Origin of the sequence: Nocardioides luti (assembly GCF_014212315.1) — a bacterium.
In the GTDB taxonomy this organism is placed as follows: domain Bacteria; phylum Actinomycetota; class Actinomycetes; order Propionibacteriales; family Nocardioidaceae; genus Nocardioides; species Nocardioides luti.
On sequence record NZ_JACKXE010000001.1, the window covers coordinates 189,510 to 207,157 of the forward strand.

The 17,648-nt window shown below is 73.5% G+C and carries 18 protein-coding genes and 1 tRNA gene; 11 read left to right on the forward strand and 8 right to left on the reverse strand.

Going from position 1 to position 17,648, the window contains the following annotated elements:
* Positions 1-6: 6 nt before the first annotated feature.
* Both H5V45_RS00865 and H5V45_RS00870 read left to right on the forward strand, forming a co-directional pair.
* Positions 7-957: an aldo/keto reductase gene (locus H5V45_RS00865; protein ID WP_185251188.1), complete on the forward strand. Its 951-nt coding sequence runs from the start codon at positions 7-9 to the stop codon at positions 955-957.
* Positions 958-959: 2 nt separating this feature from the next.
* Positions 960-1,184: a DUF5703 family protein gene (locus tag H5V45_RS00870; RefSeq protein WP_185251189.1), complete on the forward strand. Its 225-nt coding sequence runs from the start codon at positions 960-962 to the stop codon at positions 1,182-1,184.
* 7 nt (positions 1,185-1,191) lie between these two features.
* On the opposite strand, the gene H5V45_RS00875 is transcribed toward H5V45_RS00870, so the two are convergent.
* Complete coding sequence (locus H5V45_RS00875) at positions 1,192-2,538, reverse strand: M20/M25/M40 family metallo-hydrolase (RefSeq protein ID WP_185251190.1); 1,347 nt, start codon at positions 2,536-2,538, stop codon at positions 1,192-1,194.
* A 79-nt stretch (positions 2,539-2,617) separates the two neighbouring features.
* Here H5V45_RS00875 and H5V45_RS00880 point away from each other — a divergent pair.
* Positions 2,618-2,703 (forward strand) — tRNA-Leu (locus tag H5V45_RS00880).
* 88 nt (positions 2,704-2,791) lie between these two features.
* Here the strand turns inward: H5V45_RS00880 and H5V45_RS00885 are convergent.
* Positions 2,792-4,162 (reverse strand): metallophosphoesterase, encoded by a 1,371-nt coding sequence (locus H5V45_RS00885; RefSeq protein ID WP_185251191.1) that lies wholly within the window; start codon positions 4,160-4,162, stop codon positions 2,792-2,794.
* Positions 4,163-4,269: 107 nt separating this feature from the next.
* Here H5V45_RS00885 and H5V45_RS00890 point away from each other — a divergent pair, with 107 nt between their 5' ends.
* The 3 genes from H5V45_RS00890 (at position 4,270) to H5V45_RS00900 (ending at position 7,671) form a co-directional block, all read left to right on the forward strand.
* The gene (locus H5V45_RS00890; RefSeq protein ID WP_185251192.1) at positions 4,270-5,067 is read left to right on the forward strand and encodes a hypothetical protein; all 798 of its coding nucleotides are present in this window, start codon (positions 4,270-4,272) and stop codon (positions 5,065-5,067) included.
* A 58-nt stretch (positions 5,068-5,125) separates the two neighbouring features.
* Positions 5,126-5,710: a LysR family substrate-binding domain-containing protein gene (locus H5V45_RS00895; RefSeq protein WP_185251193.1), complete on the forward strand. Its 585-nt coding sequence runs from the start codon at positions 5,126-5,128 to the stop codon at positions 5,708-5,710.
* Between the two features lie 200 nt (positions 5,711-5,910).
* Positions 5,911-7,671: a BCCT family transporter gene (locus H5V45_RS00900; RefSeq protein ID WP_185251194.1), complete on the forward strand. Its 1,761-nt coding sequence runs from the start codon at positions 5,911-5,913 to the stop codon at positions 7,669-7,671.
* A 57-nt stretch (positions 7,672-7,728) separates the two neighbouring features.
* Here the strand turns inward: H5V45_RS00900 and H5V45_RS00905 are convergent, their stop codons facing one another.
* From H5V45_RS00905 to H5V45_RS00915, 3 genes are all read right to left on the reverse strand, one after another.
* Positions 7,729-8,178, reverse strand: a complete 450-nt coding sequence (locus H5V45_RS00905) for a ferritin-like domain-containing protein (RefSeq protein WP_185251195.1) — start codon at positions 8,176-8,178, stop codon at positions 7,729-7,731.
* Positions 8,179-8,256: 78 nt separating this feature from the next.
* A complete protein-coding gene (locus tag H5V45_RS00910) occupies positions 8,257-9,693 on the reverse strand; it encodes a GuaB1 family IMP dehydrogenase-related protein (protein ID WP_185251196.1) in 1,437 nt (478 codons plus the stop codon).
* Positions 9,694-9,704: 11 nt separating this feature from the next.
* Positions 9,705-10,079, reverse strand: a complete 375-nt coding sequence (locus H5V45_RS00915) for an ankyrin repeat domain-containing protein (protein ID WP_185251197.1) — start codon at positions 10,077-10,079, stop codon at positions 9,705-9,707.
* Positions 10,080-10,127: 48 nt separating this feature from the next.
* Here H5V45_RS00915 and galK point away from each other — a divergent pair, with 48 nt between their 5' ends.
* A complete protein-coding gene (gene galK / locus H5V45_RS00920) occupies positions 10,128-11,330 on the forward strand; it encodes a galactokinase (RefSeq protein ID WP_185251198.1) in 1,203 nt (400 codons plus the stop codon).
* Here the strand turns inward: galK and H5V45_RS00925 are convergent.
* A complete protein-coding gene (locus tag H5V45_RS00925; protein ID WP_185251199.1) occupies positions 11,327-12,301 on the reverse strand; it encodes a helix-turn-helix transcriptional regulator in 975 nt (324 codons plus the stop codon). The two genes, galK and H5V45_RS00925, sit on opposite strands and share 4 nt — an antisense overlap.
* 58 nt (positions 12,302-12,359) lie before the next feature.
* Here H5V45_RS00925 and H5V45_RS00930 point away from each other — a divergent pair, with 58 nt between their 5' ends.
* Positions 12,360-13,115 carry a DinB family protein gene (locus H5V45_RS00930; RefSeq protein WP_185251200.1) on the forward strand — a complete coding sequence of 252 codons (756 nt, stop codon included), beginning with the start codon at positions 12,360-12,362 and terminating at the stop codon, positions 13,113-13,115.
* A gap of 27 nt (positions 13,116-13,142) precedes the next feature.
* Here H5V45_RS00930 and H5V45_RS00935 read toward each other — a convergent pair whose 3' ends face one another.
* Together H5V45_RS00935 and H5V45_RS00940 are read right to left on the reverse strand one after the other, a co-directional pair.
* Complete coding sequence (locus H5V45_RS00935; protein WP_343061362.1) at positions 13,143-14,492, reverse strand: DUF2252 domain-containing protein; 1,350 nt, start codon at positions 14,490-14,492, stop codon at positions 13,143-13,145.
* Positions 14,493-14,499: 7 nt separating this feature from the next.
* Positions 14,500-15,129 carry a hypothetical protein gene (locus H5V45_RS00940; RefSeq protein ID WP_185251201.1) on the reverse strand — a complete coding sequence of 210 codons (630 nt, stop codon included), beginning with the start codon at positions 15,127-15,129 and terminating at the stop codon, positions 14,500-14,502.
* Between the two features lie 106 nt (positions 15,130-15,235).
* On the opposite strand from H5V45_RS00940, the gene H5V45_RS00945 reads away from it, so the two are divergent.
* The 3 genes from H5V45_RS00945 to H5V45_RS00955 all read left to right on the forward strand — a co-directional run bounded on the left by H5V45_RS00945 (position 15,236) and on the right by H5V45_RS00955 (position 17,633).
* The gene (locus H5V45_RS00945) at positions 15,236-15,523 is read left to right on the forward strand and encodes a YiaA/YiaB family inner membrane protein (protein WP_185251202.1); all 288 of its coding nucleotides are present in this window, start codon (positions 15,236-15,238) and stop codon (positions 15,521-15,523) included.
* A 72-nt stretch (positions 15,524-15,595) separates the two neighbouring features.
* Positions 15,596-16,153, forward strand: coding sequence for a hypothetical protein (locus H5V45_RS00950; protein WP_185251203.1), 558 nt, complete (start codon positions 15,596-15,598; stop codon positions 16,151-16,153).
* 7 nt (positions 16,154-16,160) lie between these two features.
* Positions 16,161-17,633 carry an LLM class flavin-dependent oxidoreductase gene (locus H5V45_RS00955; protein ID WP_185251204.1) on the forward strand — a complete coding sequence of 491 codons (1,473 nt, stop codon included), beginning with the start codon at positions 16,161-16,163 and terminating at the stop codon, positions 17,631-17,633.
* Positions 17,634-17,648 lie beyond the last annotated feature (15 nt).

Genomic DNA, 17,648 nt, shown 5'->3' on the forward strand with positions numbered 1-17,648 from the left:
GTCGCCATGCAGCAGCGGTCGGTCGGCGCGACCGGACTCCGGGTCTCCCGGCTCGGTCTGGGGACGATGACGTGGGGTCGGGACACCGACGAGCACGAGGCCCGCGACCAGCTCATCGCGTTCGCCGAGGCCGGGGGCACCTTCCTCGACACCGCCGCCGGCTACGGCAACGGCGCCTCCGAGGAGCTGATCGGCACCCTGATCGGCGACGTGGTCGCCCGCGACGAGGTCGTGCTCGCCACCAAGGCCGGCATCGGCTCGAACCGCAGCGGCGAGCGCGCCTACAACGTGGGTCGCGGCCACCTCCTGTCGACCCTCGACGCCTCGCTGCGCCGTCTCGGCGTCGAGCACGTCGACCTGTGGCAGGTCCACATCTGGTCCGACGACACCCCCCTCGAGGAGACGCTCAGCGCGCTCGACCTCGCCGTCACCAGCGGGCGGGCGTCGTACGTCGGGGTCTCGAACTACACCGGCTGGCAGACCGCGCAGGCGGCCACCTGGCAGCGCGCCGTCCCGGGTCGCACGCCGCTGTCCTCGACCCAGGTCGAGTACTCCCTGCTCAACCGCGGCGTCGAGCACGAGGTGCTGCCCGCCGCCGAGGCGATGGGACTGGGCGTGCTGCCCTGGTCCCCGCTGGGCCGCGGAGTGCTCACCGGGAAGTACCGCTCCGGCACGCCCGCTGACTCGCGCGCCGCGTCCTCGCACTTCGCGAACTTCGTCAACGCCTACCTCGGCGAGCGCTCGCGCCAGGTCGTCGAAGCCGTGGCCCGGGCCGCGGACGGGCTCGGCTGGAGCCCGCTCGAGGTCGCCCTGGTCTGGGTCCGCGACCGGCCCGGCGTGACCTCACCCGTCGTCGGTGCCCGCACCGCCGCGCAGCTGCGGGGCGCCCTCGGCGTCGAGGAGCTGAGCCTGCCCCCCGAGATCGTCGAGGCCCTCGACGACGTGTCGGGGGACTGAGCGTGTCGCGCGCCCTGGCCCGTCCCCTCAACCGTGGTGTCGAGTGGGAGTTCGAGCGGATCACGCTGTCGCGGGATTTCTCGCGCAACGTGGTGACCCGCCTGCTCGTCGAGCGTGCCGAGCAGGGCGGCTGGGAGCTCGACCGCGTGCAGATCGGGGCCGACGGCAACCGCCGGGTCGTGCTGCGCCGCAAGATCATCCGGCAGCCGCGGCCCCTGAGCCTCTAGCGCGCTGCTAAATGTCCTCGAGGAAGCGGTCGAAGACCCGCGCCCCGAACTCCAGCGCGTCCACGGGCACCCGCTCGTCGACGCCGTGGAAGAGCGCGGTGAAGTCCAGGTCGGCCGGCAGCCGGAGCGGCGCGAAGCCGTAGGAGCGCATGCCGAGCTTGCGGAAGTGCTTGGCGTCGGTGCCGCCGCTCATGAGGTACGGCGCGATGATCCCCTCGGGGTCCTCGGCCAGGATCGAGCGGTGCATGGCGGCGACCAGGTCGCCGTCGTACGGCGTCTCCCAGGGCTGCTGGTGGCTGAGGTAGTCGACGTCGATGCCCTCGCCGACCAGCTCGGCCAGGGTCGCGAAGAACTCGTCCTCGAAGCCGGGCAGGAAGCGGCCGTCGATGTGCGCGGTCGCCTCGGTGGGGATGACGTTCACCTTGTAGCCGGCGCCGAGCATCGTCGGGTTCGTCGTGTTGCTGATCACCGCGCCGAGCATCCGCGCGGCGCCGCCGAACTCCTCGATCAGCGCGGGCGCGTTCTCGGGGGTGGCCTCGGTGCCGGCCAGCTCGGCCACGGCGGCGAGCAGGACCTCCATGGTCGGGGTCAGCCGGACCGGCCACTCGTAGGCGCCGATCCGGGCGACGGCCCCGGCCAGGCGGGTGACGGCGTTGTCGCCGTTGATCATCGAGCCGTGGCCGGCTCGGCCGCGGGCCGTGAGCCGCATCCAGGCCATGCCCTTCTCGGCGGCCTCGACGAGGTACATCCGTCGGCCCCGGACGGTGGTGCTGAAGCCGCCGACCTCGCCGACCGCCTCCGTGCACGTCGCCAGCTCGTCGCGGGCCTCGGTGAGCAGCACCTCGGCCCCCTTGTGGCCGCCCGCCTCCTCGTCGGCGGTGAAGCACAGCACGACCGGGCGCTCCGGCACCCGCCCGGCGCGGGTGCGGGCCCGGACGACCGAGAGCAGCATCGCGTCGAAGTCCTTCATGTCGACCGCGCCGCGGCCCCAGACGTAGCCGTCCTGGACCTCGCCGCTGAACGGGTCGACCTGCCAGTCCTCGGCGGCCGCGGGCACGACGTCGAGGTGGCCGTGCAGCAGCAGGGCGCCGCGGTCGGAGGTGGAGCCGTCCGTCGGGCCACCCCAGGTCGCGACCAGCGACGTGCGGCCGGGCTCCGACTCGATCAGCCGGCTCTCGATCCCGACCTCGTCGAGCAGCGTGGCGACGTACTCCGCCGCCTTGCGCTCCCCCGGCCCCTCGTCCTCGCCGTAGTTCGAGGTGTCGATCCGGATCAGGTCCCGGCAGAGCTCGACGACCTCGCCTGCCGGGTCGTGCGTGGGGTCCTGGGGCGTCTTCTCGCGGTGGTCGGACATGACCTCAGCATGCCACTCCCCCGACCCTGTCCCCGATGTGAGAGTTGGGCCCCGGCTTTGCTATGGTTCCGAGGCACTCGTCCGGGTGGCGGAATTGGCAGACGCGCTAGCTTGAGGTGCTAGTGCCCGTATTAGGGCGTGGGGGTTCAAGTCCCCCCTCGGACACTGGAAAGGCCCCGGCTCCACGGGGCCTTTTCTTCATTTGCGCCCGGCGCGACCGCTCCCAGTGCGGCGACTCTCAGCGCGGCGACTCTCAGTGCGGCGCCCGCGGCATCCGGTAGGTCACGGTCGCCAGGTTGCCGTCGTACTGCTGGGTGTCGAAGAACGGAAGGTAGACCCCGAGCTTCCCGCTGCGCTGCAGGATCCGGCCGCCCTTGACGACGAGCCTCCCGGCCAGGACGGGCTCGCCGTAGCGGATCTCGGTGCGCTGCTGCTTGCGACGGTCGCTGGCCCAGAGCCCCTCCTCCCGGCTGGCCGTCAGCATCGGGATCTCGTAGTAGTCCAGGTGCGTCGTGCCGTCGGCGTGGACCTGGCCGACGAGGTAGTTGAACGCGGCGCGGAAGACGCTGCCGTGGCTGATCTGGATCGGGCCGCGTCCGCGGCCGGCGACGACGGTCGTGTCGTGCACCTCGCCGCAGAAGTAGAAGTCGGCGCCCGTGTCGGCCAGGGCGCGGTAGAGCGCCGAGTGCTCCCCGCCCGACACGTGCAGCCCGCCCGTGGAGAAGGTGCGCACCGGCCGGACGAGCGGGGCGTGCCCCTGCACGATGACCACCCGCCCGGCTCGCTTGGCCGTCCGCACGGTGTCGCGCAGCCAGGCGAGCTGGACCTGGTCGAGCCCCATCTCGACGCCGCCGGGGTGGTGCCGGAAGACGTCGACGGTGACCAGCGTGAGGTGCGGCCCCAGGTCCACGGCGTACGCCGTGTCCTCGGCGGCCGAGCCGCGCGGGCGGTTCGAGAAGCGGTGCCCGCCGCCGCTGGTCCGGGTGAAGTGCCGCGCCCAGACCTCCTTGGCGTGCGGGACCAGGTGCCAGCGGTTGTCGGGCTCCCCCGCGTGCGGCCCCTCGGTGAGGTGTCCGGACGGGCTCCAGCGGTCGTCGACGTCCTCGGCGAAGCGGTCGTCGAGGATCTCGTGGTCGCCGAGCGCCGGGTAGAGCCGCAGGCCGCGGTCCGCGAAGAGCCTGCGGTAGTAGCCGTAGTAGACGTCGCCGGCTGCCGTGATCGCCGAGCGGCAGCCGGCCAGGCTCACCGGATCGGACCCTTGGCTGACCTTGCCGAACAGCCGGCGGTCGTCGCTGTCGATGTTCCAGTGGCCCTCGACCAGGTCTCCCGCCACGAAGACGGCGTCGGGCCGGTGCGCGGCGACGGCGCCCAGGCAGGTGTCGATCGCCGTCTCCCACGAGGAGTTCACCGAGTTGGCGCCGCCGTCCCAGGTCGGCAGCACCGACAGGTCGGCGACGTCGCCGTTGAAGAAGTCCGGCGTGGACACGAAGGTGAACGCTCCCCGTCGGGGCCGCAGCAGGTGCCCGACCGCGGGACGCGGCCGCTCGCCCCGGCCGAGGCGACCGGAGGAGAGCACACCGGCGCCGAGGCCGGCGGTGCGGAGCAGGGAGCGGCGGGAGAGCACGTGGGAGGTCCTCCAGGTCGGGTGGCTGTCTCTCGTGGGATGCGCGAACTCGCTCCATGGTTCCCCAGCCACCCGAATCGGCGAAGTCCGCGTGGCAGGGTGGACGCGTGGTCCACCTCTCCGACCCCCTCACCCGCGAGCGCGCACTCGCCTGGGCGCGCGGCCAGTCCGACGACCCGGAGCTGCGGCCCTACCCGCACGAGGAGCTCGAGTCCGACGAGGTCTCGGGCGGGTGGGCCTTCGCCGACGGCAGGCGTCTGTACGTCGCCGGGCGGGACGGCTCGACGGGCGTCTCGCTGCTCGGCCACCGCGATCCGGAGGACACGATCGCGGCCTGGCTGGTGACCCGCCGGCACGCGAACCGCACGCTCGCGCCCGACGACCTGGGACCGTGGCAGCAGGCAGCGGTGCGAGCCGTCGAGCGGGGGGTGACGGTCGCCGCGCTGGACGACCCGCGCATCGCCACGGCCGACGACCGGGACCATGCGGACTGGATCTGGCTGTCCCTGCGCCGTTCGCGGGTGGCGCCGCTGCGTGCACTGGCCGCGAACGACCGCTTGATGGGACCGCCGCAGCCGCCGGGTCGCGGCGGGCGGCTCACCCACGCTTGCCCCCTCTGCGGCCGGCCGGCCCCGCACCAGGAGCGCTACCCGCGCGCGGTGTGCGACGACTGCCACGAGGCCACGCTGGACGCCAAAGGGCGCCGGGTCCGGGGCCGCAACGTGAGCATGAGCGGTGGCTTCGAGGCGCGGTTCTGCGAGCCGCTCCCGGGGTCGGCGCCCGGCCCGGAGGGCGACGGCGGACCGTGCCCGGAGGTCACGCGCAGCGGCTCGGTGTGGGTCCACGGGCACGCATGCCGCATGGGCGAGGCCCGTTTCGGAGGGATCGTCGTCGAGGCGCTCTGACCGTCCCCCGGGTCGGGCCCTCGACGGGGTGGCAGCCCCGGTCGCCTAGCGTGGACGCATGCAGACCCCCTTCCGCGTCGGCTTCGTCACCGGTGCGACCCCGGACAAGTGGGCGGGCGTGTGGCGCCAGCGCCGCTTCCGCGAGCCCCTCGAGCTCGTGCCGGTCACGCAGGACGAGCAGGAGGACGCGCTGCGGGCCGGGGAGCTCGACATGTGCCTGGTCCGGCTGCCGGTCGACCGCGACGGCCTGCACTGCATCCCGTTGTACGACGAGCTGCCGGTCGCCGTCGTCGGGGTCGAGCACGTCGCGAGCGTGGTCGAGGAGCTCAGCGTGGAGGACCTCGCGGACGAGCAGCTCGTGCGACCCCACGAGTCCGGGTGGACCCCGACGGCCCCCCAGCTGGACTGGCCCCCGATGACGGTGCCCGATGCCGTCGAGGTGGTGGCCAGCGGGACCGGCGTCGTGATCGTGCCGATGTCGATCGCCCGGCTGCACGGACGCCGGGACACGGCGTACCGCGTGGTCACGGACCTGCCGCCCACCACGGTCGGGCTGGCTTGGCGCACGGACCGCGACGACGAGCAGATCCAGGCCTTCATCGGCATCGTGCGCGGGCGGACCGAGCGCAGCTCGCGCGGCTGAGCGGGCCGGCGGGCCCTGCGACCCGGGTCACAGTGCGGGAGATCACGATCACGCCGAACACGCGTGTGACCTGCGACGACGCGGGAACGGTGGGGAACGCCCGACCGTTCAGCTTGTGCTCAGGAACGCGCACTGACACGGTCGAACATTCCCCTACTCGACCGTAACGAAGGAGGCGGCGCTCCCCTGCGCCGACTGACGTGACGACAGACCAGGCACCCGCCCGCACCGCGTCCCCCGACGCCCCGCCGGCACCCACCACCGCCCACCCCGAGCCCGTCGACGAGCTGCACCCGGCCCTCGACCCCCACGTCGAGGAGGCCGGCCACGCCCGGGCCGGGCTCGACAAGGTGGTCTTCGGCGTGACCGCCGCGATCGCCGTGGCCTTCCTGGTGTGGGGCTTCGTCAGCACCGACTCGCTGGCGAAGGTCTCGGGCGACTCCCTCTCCTGGACGATGGCCAACACCGGCTGGCTGTTCGTGACCACCTCGAGCGCGTTCGTGGTCTTCGTCATCTGGCTCGCGATGAGCCGCTACGGCAACATCACCCTCGGCCGCGACGGCGAGGAGCCGGAGTTCAGGACGGTGTCGTGGGTCGCGATGATGTTCAGCGCCGGCATGGGCATCGGCCTGATGTTCTACGGCGTCAGCGAGCCGATCACGCACTTCGCCACCCCGCCCCCGGGCACCGGCGCGGCCGGCAACCCCGAGGCCGTGCAGAACGCCATGGCCACGACGCTCTTCCACTGGACCCTGCACCCGTGGGCGATCTACGCCGTCGTCGGCCTGGCCATCGCGTACGGCGTCTACCGCAAGGGCCGCCTGCAGCTGATCTCGGCCGCGTTCGAGCCGCTGCTCGGCAAGCACGCCAACGGCCCCGCCGGCAAGGTCATCGACATGCTGGCGATCTTCGCCACGCTCTTCGGCTCCGCCGCCTCGCTCGGCCTCGGTGCCCTGCAGATCCGCTCGGGCCTGCGCATCGTCAGCGGCTGGAGCGCCACGGGCAACGCGATCCTCGTCGTCATCATCGCGGTGCTGACCGTCGCGTTCGTGCTGTCCGCCGTCACGGGCGTCGCCAAGGGCATCCAGGTGCTCTCGAACATCAACATGGTGCTCGCGGTCGTGCTCGCGCTGTTCGTCTTCTTCGTCGGCCCGACGGTCTTCATCCTGAACCTCGTGCCGACCTCGCTCGGCAGCTACGTCCAGGACCTCGCGATGATGTCCGCGCGGACCGGCGCCGAGGGCGGCGACACGAACACCTGGCTCCAGTCGTGGACGATCTTCTACTGGGCCTGGTGGCTCTCGTGGACGCCGTTCGTCGGCATGTTCATCGCCCGCATCTCGCGCGGCCGCACGATCCGCCAGTTCGTCTCCGGCGTGCTGCTCGTGCCGAGCCTCGTCAGCCTCGTGTGGTTCTGCATCTTCGGCGGCGCCGCCATCAAGCTGCAGCAGACCGGCACCGACATCGCGGGTGCCGGCGGCGTGGAGTCGCAGCTGTTCACCACGCTGCAGGCCTACCCGCTGGCCACCGCGACCAGCATCCTGGTGATGGTCCTGGTCGGCATCTTCTTCGTCTCCGGTGCCGACGCGGCCTCGATCGTCATGGGCACGCTCTCCGAGCGCGGCACCATCGAGCCGAGCAAGCCCACCGTGGTCTTCTGGGGCGTCGCGACCGGCGCGGTCGCCGCGGTGATGCTGCTGGTGGGCGGGGCCGACGCCCTGTCGGGCCTGCAGACGATCACGATCGTGGCGGCCCTGCCGTTCGTCCTGGTGATGGTCGGCCTCGCGGTGTCGCTCGTGAAGGACCTGCGCAGCGACCCGCTCATGGTGCGCCAGCAGTACGCCGCGGAGGCCGTCGAGGCCGCCGTGATCGCCGGCGTCACCGAGCACGGGGACGACTTCGTCCTCTCCGTCGACCGCGACCCGGCCGCCGAGCCGGCGCAGGAGCCGGCGCGCAGCTAGCTCCCCGAGGCAGCAGGACGGGGGCGGTCCGCCAGCGGACCGCCCCCGAACACGTGCTCAGGCCTCGGCGGCGTCGAGCAGCCCCTGCACCTCGCCGCGGGCGGCGTGGATCTCGACGAGCTGCTGCTCGGCCATCGAGCGCAGCTCGGAGGAGAGGTCCTCCGCGAGCGCCTTCTCGTACTCCTTGATGGCGTGGTCCTCACCCGTGAGGGCCGTCTTCAGGATGCTCTCGGGACCGGACCCGGTCACGGCGTCCTTGAGCTTCATCCAGCCGCGGTGCACCGCGGCGGCCGTCGAGCCGCCCTCGTCCACGTCGTCGCCGTACTTCCCGGCGAGGCCGCGGAGGTCCACGGCGTACTGCTGGCGCTGCTGCGCGAGACGCGTGAAGACCGCTGCCAGCTCGGGGCGGTCCCCGTCGGCCAGGTCCTTCGCCCCGCGGGTGTAGCCCTCCTTGCCGTCCTCGGCCGTCTCGACCAGCTCTTCGGTGTACTTCTCGTCGACAGACATCGCTCTCCCTCGTTGTGGTGTGGTGAGCCCGTGCCCGACCGGCTCCACCTCAAACGGGGGTCGCCCGACGCGCCGTCTTCACCAAGAGGTGGCGAGCGGCCGCCCCTCGTGGAAGCCGGCGGCGGACTGGATGCCCAGCACCGCGCGCTCGTGCAGTTCCTCGAGCGTCGTGGCGCCGGCGTACGTGCACGCCGAGCGGACCCCGGAGCAGATCTGGTCGATCAGGTCCTCGACGCCGGGCCGCGCCCGGTCGAGGTACATCCGCGAGGACGAGATGCCCTCCTCGTAGAGCCCCTTGCGGGCGCGGTCGTACGCCGACTCGGTGGACGTCCGGTTGGCGACGGCGCGGGCCGACGCCATCCCGAAGGAGACCTTGTAGGAGCGTCCGTCGGAGTCCTGCATGAGGTCGCCGGGCGACTCGTGGGTGCCGGCGAACCAGGACCCGATCATCACCGAGGACGCACCGGCGGCCAGCGCGAGCGCGACGTCGCGCGGGTGCCGGACGCCGCCGTCGGCCCAGACGTGGGCGCCGAGCTCCCGGGCGGCGGTGCTGCACTCGAGGACCGCGCTGAGCTGGGGGCGCCCCACGCCGGTCATCATCCGGGTCGTGCACATCGCGCCGGGACCCACGCCGACCTTGACGATGTCGGCGCCGGCCTCGACCAGCGCGCGTACGCCGTCCGCGGCCACGACGTTGCCGGCGGCCACGGGCACCTGCGGGTCGAGCGCGCGCACCGCGCGCAGCGCCTCGAGCATCCGGTCCTGGTGCCCGTGGGCGGTGTCGACGACCAGGCAGTCGACGCCCGCCTCCAGCAGCTCCGCCGACTTGCGCGCGACGTCGCCGTTCACGCCCACCGCCGCGGCGATCCGCAGCCCGCCCCGCGCGTCCACGGCCGGGGTGTAGAGGGTCGCCCGGAGCGCGCCCGTGCGGGTCAGCACGCCGAGCAGCAGTCCGTCGTCGTCGACGGCGACCGCGAGCCCGGCGTGGGCGGCGTCCAGCGCGTCGAAGGCGGCCCGCGGGTCGGTGTCGGCGGTGATCGTGACCGGGGCCGGGTTCATCACGTGCTGGACCTGGGCGAAGCGGTCCACCTCCACGCAGTCCGCCTCCGCGACGACGCCGACGGGGCGCCCGTCCTCGACGACGACCGCGGCCCGGTGGCTGCGCTTCGGGATGAGGGAGAGCGCCTCGGCCACGGTCTGGTGCCGCGTCAGCTCGATCGGGGTGTCGAAGACCAGGTGCCGCGACTTCACGAAGCGCACCACCTCGGCGACGACCGGGATCGGGATGTCCTGCGGGATCACCGTCAGGCCACCGCGGCGGGCGACCGTCTCGGCCATCCGCTTGCCGGCGATCGCCGTCATGTTCGACACGACCAGCGGCAGGGTCGCGCCGGTCCCGTCGGAGGTGGCCAGGTCGACGTCGTACCTGCTGGCCACCGCGGAGTGCCGCGGGACCATGAAGACGTCGTCGTAGGTCAGGTCGTGCGGCGGGGCCGCGTCATGGAGGAAGCGCACGGGGAGCGAATCTACGCGAGGGTGCGGCCGAACATCTCCGCCGTCGCCCGCGCGGTGGGCTGGCCGGCGTCCGGGTCGGCCCCGAGCGCGAGCAGCGCGGCGACCACGTCGTCCTCGCCCTTGAAGACCGCCCCGGCCAGCGGCGTCTGGCCGCGGTCGTTCGTCCGGTCGACCTCGGCGCCGCGCTCGGCCAGGCCGGCGACCACCGCGGCGTGGCCGTGGTACGCCGCCAGCATCAGCAGCGTGTTGCCCGAGGCATCCGTCAGGTCGGCGGGCACCCCGGCGTCGACGTAGGCCAGCAGCCGCTCCCCCGCGCCCTCGCGGGCCAGGTCGAACATCTGGTGGGCGAGCTCCACGAGCTCGGGGCTGGGTCCGGCATCCGACATGGGGCCAGTCAAGCAGCGGCCCCCACCTGCCGCCCTAGAGTTGCCGCCATGTCCTTCGTCGAGCCCGGTGACACCGCGGACCTGACCCGGGAGCTCCGTGCCGAGTTCCGCAGCACCTTCGACCGTGACCCCGACGTCGTCGGCCGCGCCCCCGGCCGGGTCAACCTCATCGGCGAGCACACCGACTACAACGCGGGGCTGGTGCTGCCGCTCGCGCTCCCCCACGCGACCTACGCCGCGATCGCCCGTCGCGACGACGACCGGGTCCGGATCGCGAGCCGCCAGGAGCCGACGCCCTGGGAGGGCGCGCTGGACGCGGTCGGCCCGGGTCGCGTCGAGGGCTGGCCGACGTACGTCGCCGGCGTGCTGTGGGCGCTGCGCGAGGCCGGCCACGACGTCCCCGGGGTCGACGTGCTGGTCGACGGCCGGGTGCCGCTGGGCGCGGGTCTCTCCAGCTCGGCCGCGCTCGAGTGCGCCGTGGCCGTCGGGGTCGCCGACCTGCTGGGTCTCCTGCTCACCCGCGACGTGCGTCGCGAGCTCGTGGCCGCCTGCATGCGCGCCGAGACCGAGGTGGCCGGCGCGCCGACCGGGGGCATGGACCAGACCGTCTCGCTGCTCGCCGAGGCCGGTGCCGCCCTGCTCATCGACTTCGACGACCACACGACCGCGCCCGTCGACCTGGGGCTGCCGGCGGCCGGCCTCGCGCTGCTCGTCACCGACACCCGGGTCTCGCACGCCCTGGTCGACGGCGGGTACGCCGCCCGCCGGGCCGACTGCGAGGCGGCCGCCGCGGCCCTGGGCGTGGCGTCGCTGCGGCACGCGGACCTCGACGCGGTCGAGGCCCTCGCCGACGAGCAGGTACGCCGGCGGGCGCGACACATCGTGACCGAGATCGTCCGGGTGCGGGAGACCGTCGACGCGGTCGGCGCCGGCGACTGGGCCGCCGTCGGACGACTCTTCGCGGCCAGCCACGTCTCGATGCGGGACGACTTCGAGATCTCCTGCCCCGAGCTGGACACCGTCGTCGAGACCGCGCTCCAGGCGGGCGCGACCGGCTCCCGGATGACCGGCGGCGGCTTCGGCGGCTCCGCCGTCTCGCTGGTCCCCGTGGAGCGCGTCGAGGCCACGGTCCGGGCGATCGACACCGCGTTTGTGGCGGCCGGCTACCGCGCGCCCCAGCACCTGCTGGTCGAGCCAGCAGCCGGGGCGGGCCTGGTCGAGGACGGGCCGGTCGAGGACGGCAGCGCCTAGGACGAGGCGGGGGCTCCGGGCACGGCCCGCACCAGGCGCTCCGCCAGCGCCCGCAGCTCCGCGGCGACCTCCGCGGACCCGACGAGGGTGAACGGCAGCTCCAGGGCGGCCAGCTGGCCGGCGTACCACCCCGGCTCGTCGGTGCTGCCCCGCAGCACGCAGCGGTGCTCGTCGACGGCCTCGAGCCGTCCCAGGCTGCGGGGCACGCACCGGGAGGCGACGTCGAAGCCGACCTCCAGGTGCACCTCGACCTCGTGCGCCCACCCCACCGCGAGGTGCTCCTCGACCTCGCGCACCGGGTCCAGCCCGGCCGGGACCTCGCAGGCGTCGGCCGTCACGTCCACCCGCTCGACGCGGTCCAGGCGCAGCACCCGGCGACCGTCGGCGCTGCGGGACCAGCAGAGGAGGTACCACCGCCCGTGGCGCACCACGACCGCCCACGGGTCGACCACCATCTCGCGCGGCGGCCGCGAGGCCGACGAGCGGTAGACGAGACGGACCCGGTGGCCGCTCTCGCAGGCACGCGCCAGGTCCGCGGTGCGCTGGGAGTCCGGGGTCGCCGCGGCGTCGCTGGGGTTCTGCGCCACCACCCGGCGCATCGCCTCCGCGGAGGCCGCCGCCGGCTGCGGCAGCACGCGGGTGATCTTGCCGAGGGCGCTGGCCGCCGGCTGGTCGGAGTCGACGGGGCCGTGCCACCCGCGGAGCACCGCCATCACCAGCCCGAGCGCCTCCTCGGGCGTGAACATCAGCGGGGGCACCCGCGCGCCGCGGCCGATCCGGTACCCGCCGTACGGACCCGTCGCCGACTCCACGGGCATCCCGGCCTCGCGCAGGATGCCGACGTAGCGCCGGGCCGCACGGTCCGAGACCCGCAGCCTCGAGGCCAGCTCGTCGCCGGTGATCCCGGGGCGGGCCTGGATCGCCTCGAGCGCCAGCAGGGCGCGGGCGGTGGGGCTCTGGTCGGTCGTCATCTGGCGGGCTCCTCGTCGCGGAAGCGGATCGTCCGGGACCGACGCTAGCGTCCCGGGCATGACCGATGAAGCCACCACCTTCGACCACCAGGACCTGACCGGCGCCGAGTTCTCCCACGTCGACCTCAGCCGGGCGGTCTTCCGCAACGTCGACCTCACCGGCGCCCGGCTCCTCGGGGTCGACCTCGTCGACGTCGAGATCCACGGCGACGTCGACAACGTCGTGGTCAACGGCGTCGACATCGCGCCGCTGGTCGAGGCCGAGCTCGACCGCCGCCACCCCGGCCGGGCCGCGATGCGTCCGACCGACGTCGCGGGCTACCGAGCCGCGTGGGACCTGCTCGAGTCGCTGTGGGCCGACACCGTCGCGAAGGCCCGCACGCTCCCGCCCGAGCAGCTGCACGCATCGGTCGACGGTGAGTGGTCCTTCATCCAGACCCTGCGCCACCTCGCCTTCGCCACGGACTCGTGGGTCAACCGGATGATCCTCGGCGACCCGCGGCCGTGGCACCCGCTGTCGCTCCCCTGGGACGACATGACCCCCGACCCGGCCGTGCCGTGGGACCGGGACGCCCGTCCGTCGCTCGAGGAGGCGCTCGCGCTGCGCGAGGACCGCTTCGCCACGGTGCGCCGGGTCCTCGACGACCTCACCGAGGAGCAGCTCGCCAGCGAGACGACCCCGGTCGAGGGTCCGGGCTGGCCGCCGCCGCGCGCGTTCCCCGTGCAGCAGTGCCTGCGGATCGTGCTCAACGAGGAGTGGCACCACCGGATGTACGCCGAGCGCGACCTCGACGCGCTGCTGGCCCGGGCCTGAGCGGTCCGCGGCCGCCGGCCCGCGGGCTCAGGTCGCGGAGACGCCGATCCGGCCCTCGCGGAAGGCGTGCACGAAGTGCGCGTGGTCCTCGCGCACCTGCTCGGCGTAGGTCATCCCGAAGTCCGTCACCCACGCGATGAACTCGCGCCGACGCCGCTCCACGCTGGCCGCGATCGCCTCCTCGACCTGGAAGTCGACGAGGTCCTGCTCGCTGTCCTCGTCGGACGCGCAGTGGATCTTGGCGGTCGCCCTCCCCAGCAGCCCGACCACGGCCGCGATGTCGTCGGGCTCGGTGAGGTCGCTCCAGTCGAGGTCGACCTCGTACGGCGACACCTCGGAGACGACGTACCCCACGCCGTCGAGCTCGGTGTACCCGAGTAGCGGGTCCGTGTGGACCTGCAGCGCACGCTGGCTGACGACGGTGCGGTGGCCCTCGTGGTCGAAGTACTTCTCCACCTCACCGGTGTCCACGAAGCGGCTCACCGCGGGGATGTTGGCCTGCTTCATCGACAGCAGCACGTCGTTGTCGAGCGCCTGGGTGTAGCCCTCGACGAGGACGTTGTACGCCGGCAGGCCGGCGCTCCCGATGCCGAAGCCGGACTTCCCGGCCACGTCGCGGACCTCGTAGAACAGGTCCCGGTCGAAGCGCTTGTCCTCGGGGATGGTGTCCAGGTAGGCGCCGAAGGCCTTCTCGACCTTGCGCCGCTCCGCCTTGCCGAGCCGCCGCACGGAGGCGTCCTCGCGCAGCATCCGGACGCCGTCCGTCACCACCGTCGCCTCGTCGAGCAGGTCGGCGCGACGGTTGAGGCGCGCGATCGTCAGTGCCTCGAGGATCGGGCCGTGGGTGTTCTCGAGGTGGAGGGCGAAGTCGTCGTCGTCCTCGCTCCTGCGGTAGTCGTCGACCTGGCTGAGGTAGGACCGCAGGTAGGTCCCGATCAGCGACCGGACGCTGTCCTCGGGCAGGGCCTTCTGCCAGCCCACCAGGGCGAGCGACGCGGCGAACCGCTGCAGGTCCCACGTGAAGCGGCCGAGGTAGGCCTCGTCGAAGTCGTTGATGTCGAAGACCATCCGGCCGTCGGAGTTCAGGTAGGTCCCGAAGTTCTCCACGTGCAGGTCGCCGTGGATCCAGATCCGGCCGCTCTGCTCGTTCGCGTAGTCGTCGTCCTGCTGCGTGACGTCGGCGTAGAACAGGCAGGCGCTGCCGCGGTAGAACGAGTGCGGGTCGGAGGCCATCTTGCGGAACTTGCCGCGGAACGCCGCCGGGTCCGCCTTCATCAGCGGGGCGAACGCGTCCTCGAGCGTGGAGACGATCAGGTCGCTGCGGCTGGTCTGCGCGGAGGACGTGGACTTCTTCGTCGACTTCTTCTTCGGAGGCACGCCGTCACTATGCCCGGGCGGTCCGCATCCCAACCGTGGGCGGTCGCAGCCCGCTGTCGGCCATCTCGATGCCGGCCAGCCGCGCGATCACGTCGGTGTCCCCCCGGCGGAGCGCGGCCACCGGGTCGTCGGTGACCCGGGCGATCACGTGCAGCGGCTGGTGCGTCATCGCCCGCAGCGCGAAGAGCTCGAGGTCGGCCGGACCGTCCACGAACCGCTGCGCCGCGGTCGCGTCGCGCACGAAGCGGACCCGGCCGGGCAGGTAGCGGCCGGCGACCACGAGGATCGGGATGACCGCGATCGACAGGCCCAGCCAGAACGCCAGCTTCTCGACCGCACGGACCTCCGCCTGCCCGGCGTCGGCGAGCGCCCGCGACGCACCGGCGGCCTTGTCGAACGGCGTCGCCGCACCGTCGCCGACCACCGGCAGCCCGCTGAGGAAGTCGCCGGCCTCCGTCATCGACTCGGCCAGCCCGGTCGCCGACTGGGTCGTCTGGTCGCCCGGACCGGCCAGCTGCATGGTCCCGTCGTGCACGACGTTGCCGATCCACACCCAGGCGATCACCCAGCACAGGAAGAGCACGTCCGCGACGAGCTGGCGGGCGAACCGGGACGAGGAGTCGGCGTACAGCTTCATGCGCCCATCCGAGCACGCCCGTGGGTGCCGGTACTCACCCGCACGGGTGGTGAGGTCGAGTAGCCGGGCCGATCCCGCGCCGGCCGGCGTTCGTGAGGCTGGGCGCATGAGCACTCCGAACCAGTCCAGGAACACCAACGCCTTCTTCGCGCAGGCCGGCATCTCGTTCGCCATCGCCCTGCTCGCCATGGTCTTCGCGATCCTCTACCTGCCCGTCGATCCCTGGATCCGGGCCTTTCTCGGTCTCGGGACGTTGTTCCTGACGACCTCGGCCTTCACCCTCGCCAAGTGCGTGCGGGACGCCCAGGAGAACCAGTACGTCGTCTCCCGGCTCGACCAGGCCCGCGTCGACAAGATCCTCGCCGACCACGACCCCTTCAAGGCCGTGGTCTGATCACGGCCCGCGGACCAGACGCCTGTCTGCTTCAATCGCGAGCAGGACCTGACCTCCACCGAAAGGGACCCCGTGGCTCACAAGAACCCGCTCGGCAAGATCAAGGACGTGGCCGTCACCAGCCTCAAGGACCCCGTCGGGACCGCGAAGGAGACCGCGTCGCTGGGCCGGCTGATCGCGGGTGAGGTGACCAAGAAGGCCGCCGGAGGCGTCACCTCCCTGGTGAACCGTCGCAAGCCGTCCGCTCCCACCGCGACGCCGGCCCCGGTCCGGGCCACCGCACCCGCGCCGGCAGCGGTGGACCCGACCGCCACGACGGAGCCCGTGGCCCGCCGCGCTGACGAGCCCATCCACGCGCCGGCCACGACGAAGGCGCCCGCGGCGAAGAAGGCCACGGTGAAGGCACCGGCGAAGAAGGCGCCCGCACCGAAGCCCGCGACCGAGCCGGCCGGTTCCGAGGAGCCGCACGTCGACGCCACGCCGGCCGACCTGGCCAAGGTCGTCGCCAAGAAGCCCGCGACCGCCCGGAAGGCCGCGGCGAAGAAGGCGCCCGCCGCGCCCGCGAAGAAGTCGGCCCCCGGCGCGAAGCTCCCGCCGCGCAAGCCGACCCCGGACAGCACGAAGGACTAGCACGACCGTGCGTCTGCCCGACCCGGCGCTGGTCGTCCTCGTCGGCCCGTCGGGGGCGGGCAAGTCGACATGGGCGGCCGGCCGGTACCGCACCGAGGAGGTCGTCTCCTCGGACGCCCTGCGCGGCGTCGTCGGCAGCGGTCCGCACGACCTCGACGCATCGGCGGACGCGTTCGCCCTCCTCGAGACCGTGGTCGCCGCACGTCTGGGACGCGGCCTCACGACGGTCGTCGACACGCTCGGTCTCGACGCGGACCGCCGGCTCGCCTGGCTCGCGGCGGCCCGGGCCGCCGGCCTGCCGGCGGTGGCCGTCCGGATGCACACGCCGGACGCACTCTGCCGGCAGCGCAACGCGGCCCGGGACCGCCCCGTCCCCGCCCCGGTGCTGGCCGCCCAGCTGAAGCGGGCGGCACTCGTCGGGACGGCGCTCGACCTCGAGGGCTGGGACCTCGTGCACGTGGTGGACACCGACGAGGCGCCCCGTGTGCCCGAGGAAGCGCCCCGGCGCGTCGAGGGGCACACGCCGCGACGCGGCCCGGACGACCGGCGCAGCTCACAGGGGCTGCGGGTGGTCCTGCAGGTCTCCCGCTTCCCCTGGGGCGAGGACCCGGCCGGCTGGCTGCGCTCGGTGGCGCTGGCCGCGGACGAGGCGGGCTTCGCGGGGCTCGCACTGATGGACCACCTGATCCAGATCCCCCAGGTCGGGCGCGCGTGGGAGCCAATCCCGGAGCCCTGGGTGACGCTCGGCATGCTGGCCGGTCTCGACACCCGCCTCGACCTCGGCACGCTGGTCACGCCCGTGACCTTCCGGCCGGCGGGGGTGGTCGCCAAGGCCGCGGCGACCCTCGACGCGCTCACGGGTGGCCGCTGCTTCGTCGGCATCGGGGCCGGGTGGTGGGCGCGTGAGCACGCGGCGTACGCCGTCCCGTTCCCCTCGGCCCGCGAGCGGCTGGACCTGCTCGAGGACGCGATCCGCACGATGCGGGCCCTGTGGGCCTCCGGAACCAAGGCGTACGCCGGCGGGCGGGTCGACCTGCCGGAGACGACCGGCTACCCGCGGCCTGCGGGGCGGATCCCGGTCGTCGTCGGCGGGGGCGGCGAGCGCCGCACCCTCCGCATCGCCGCGGAGCTGGGCGACGCGTGCAACGTTGCGTCCGACCCGGAGACGCTCGACCGCAAGATCGAGGTGCTGCGCGCCCACTGCCGCGACGTCGGACGCGACCCGGCCGAGGTGGCGGTCACGGTGCTGGACCTGCCCGTGGTCGGGCGCGACCGTGCCGACGCCTGGGCGCGCGTGGAGCGCCTGCGCGGCCGATCCCCCGCGGCGGCCTTCGCACGGCGCACCCACGCGGGCACCGTGGCCGACCAGCGCGACCGCTACGGGGCGCTGGCCGACCGGGGCGTCGACACGGTGTTCCTGGGTCTCGGGGACCTGGCGGGTCCCGAGGACGTCCTGGCCCTCGCCGACCTGGTCGGGTGACCGGCCCCCCAGCGC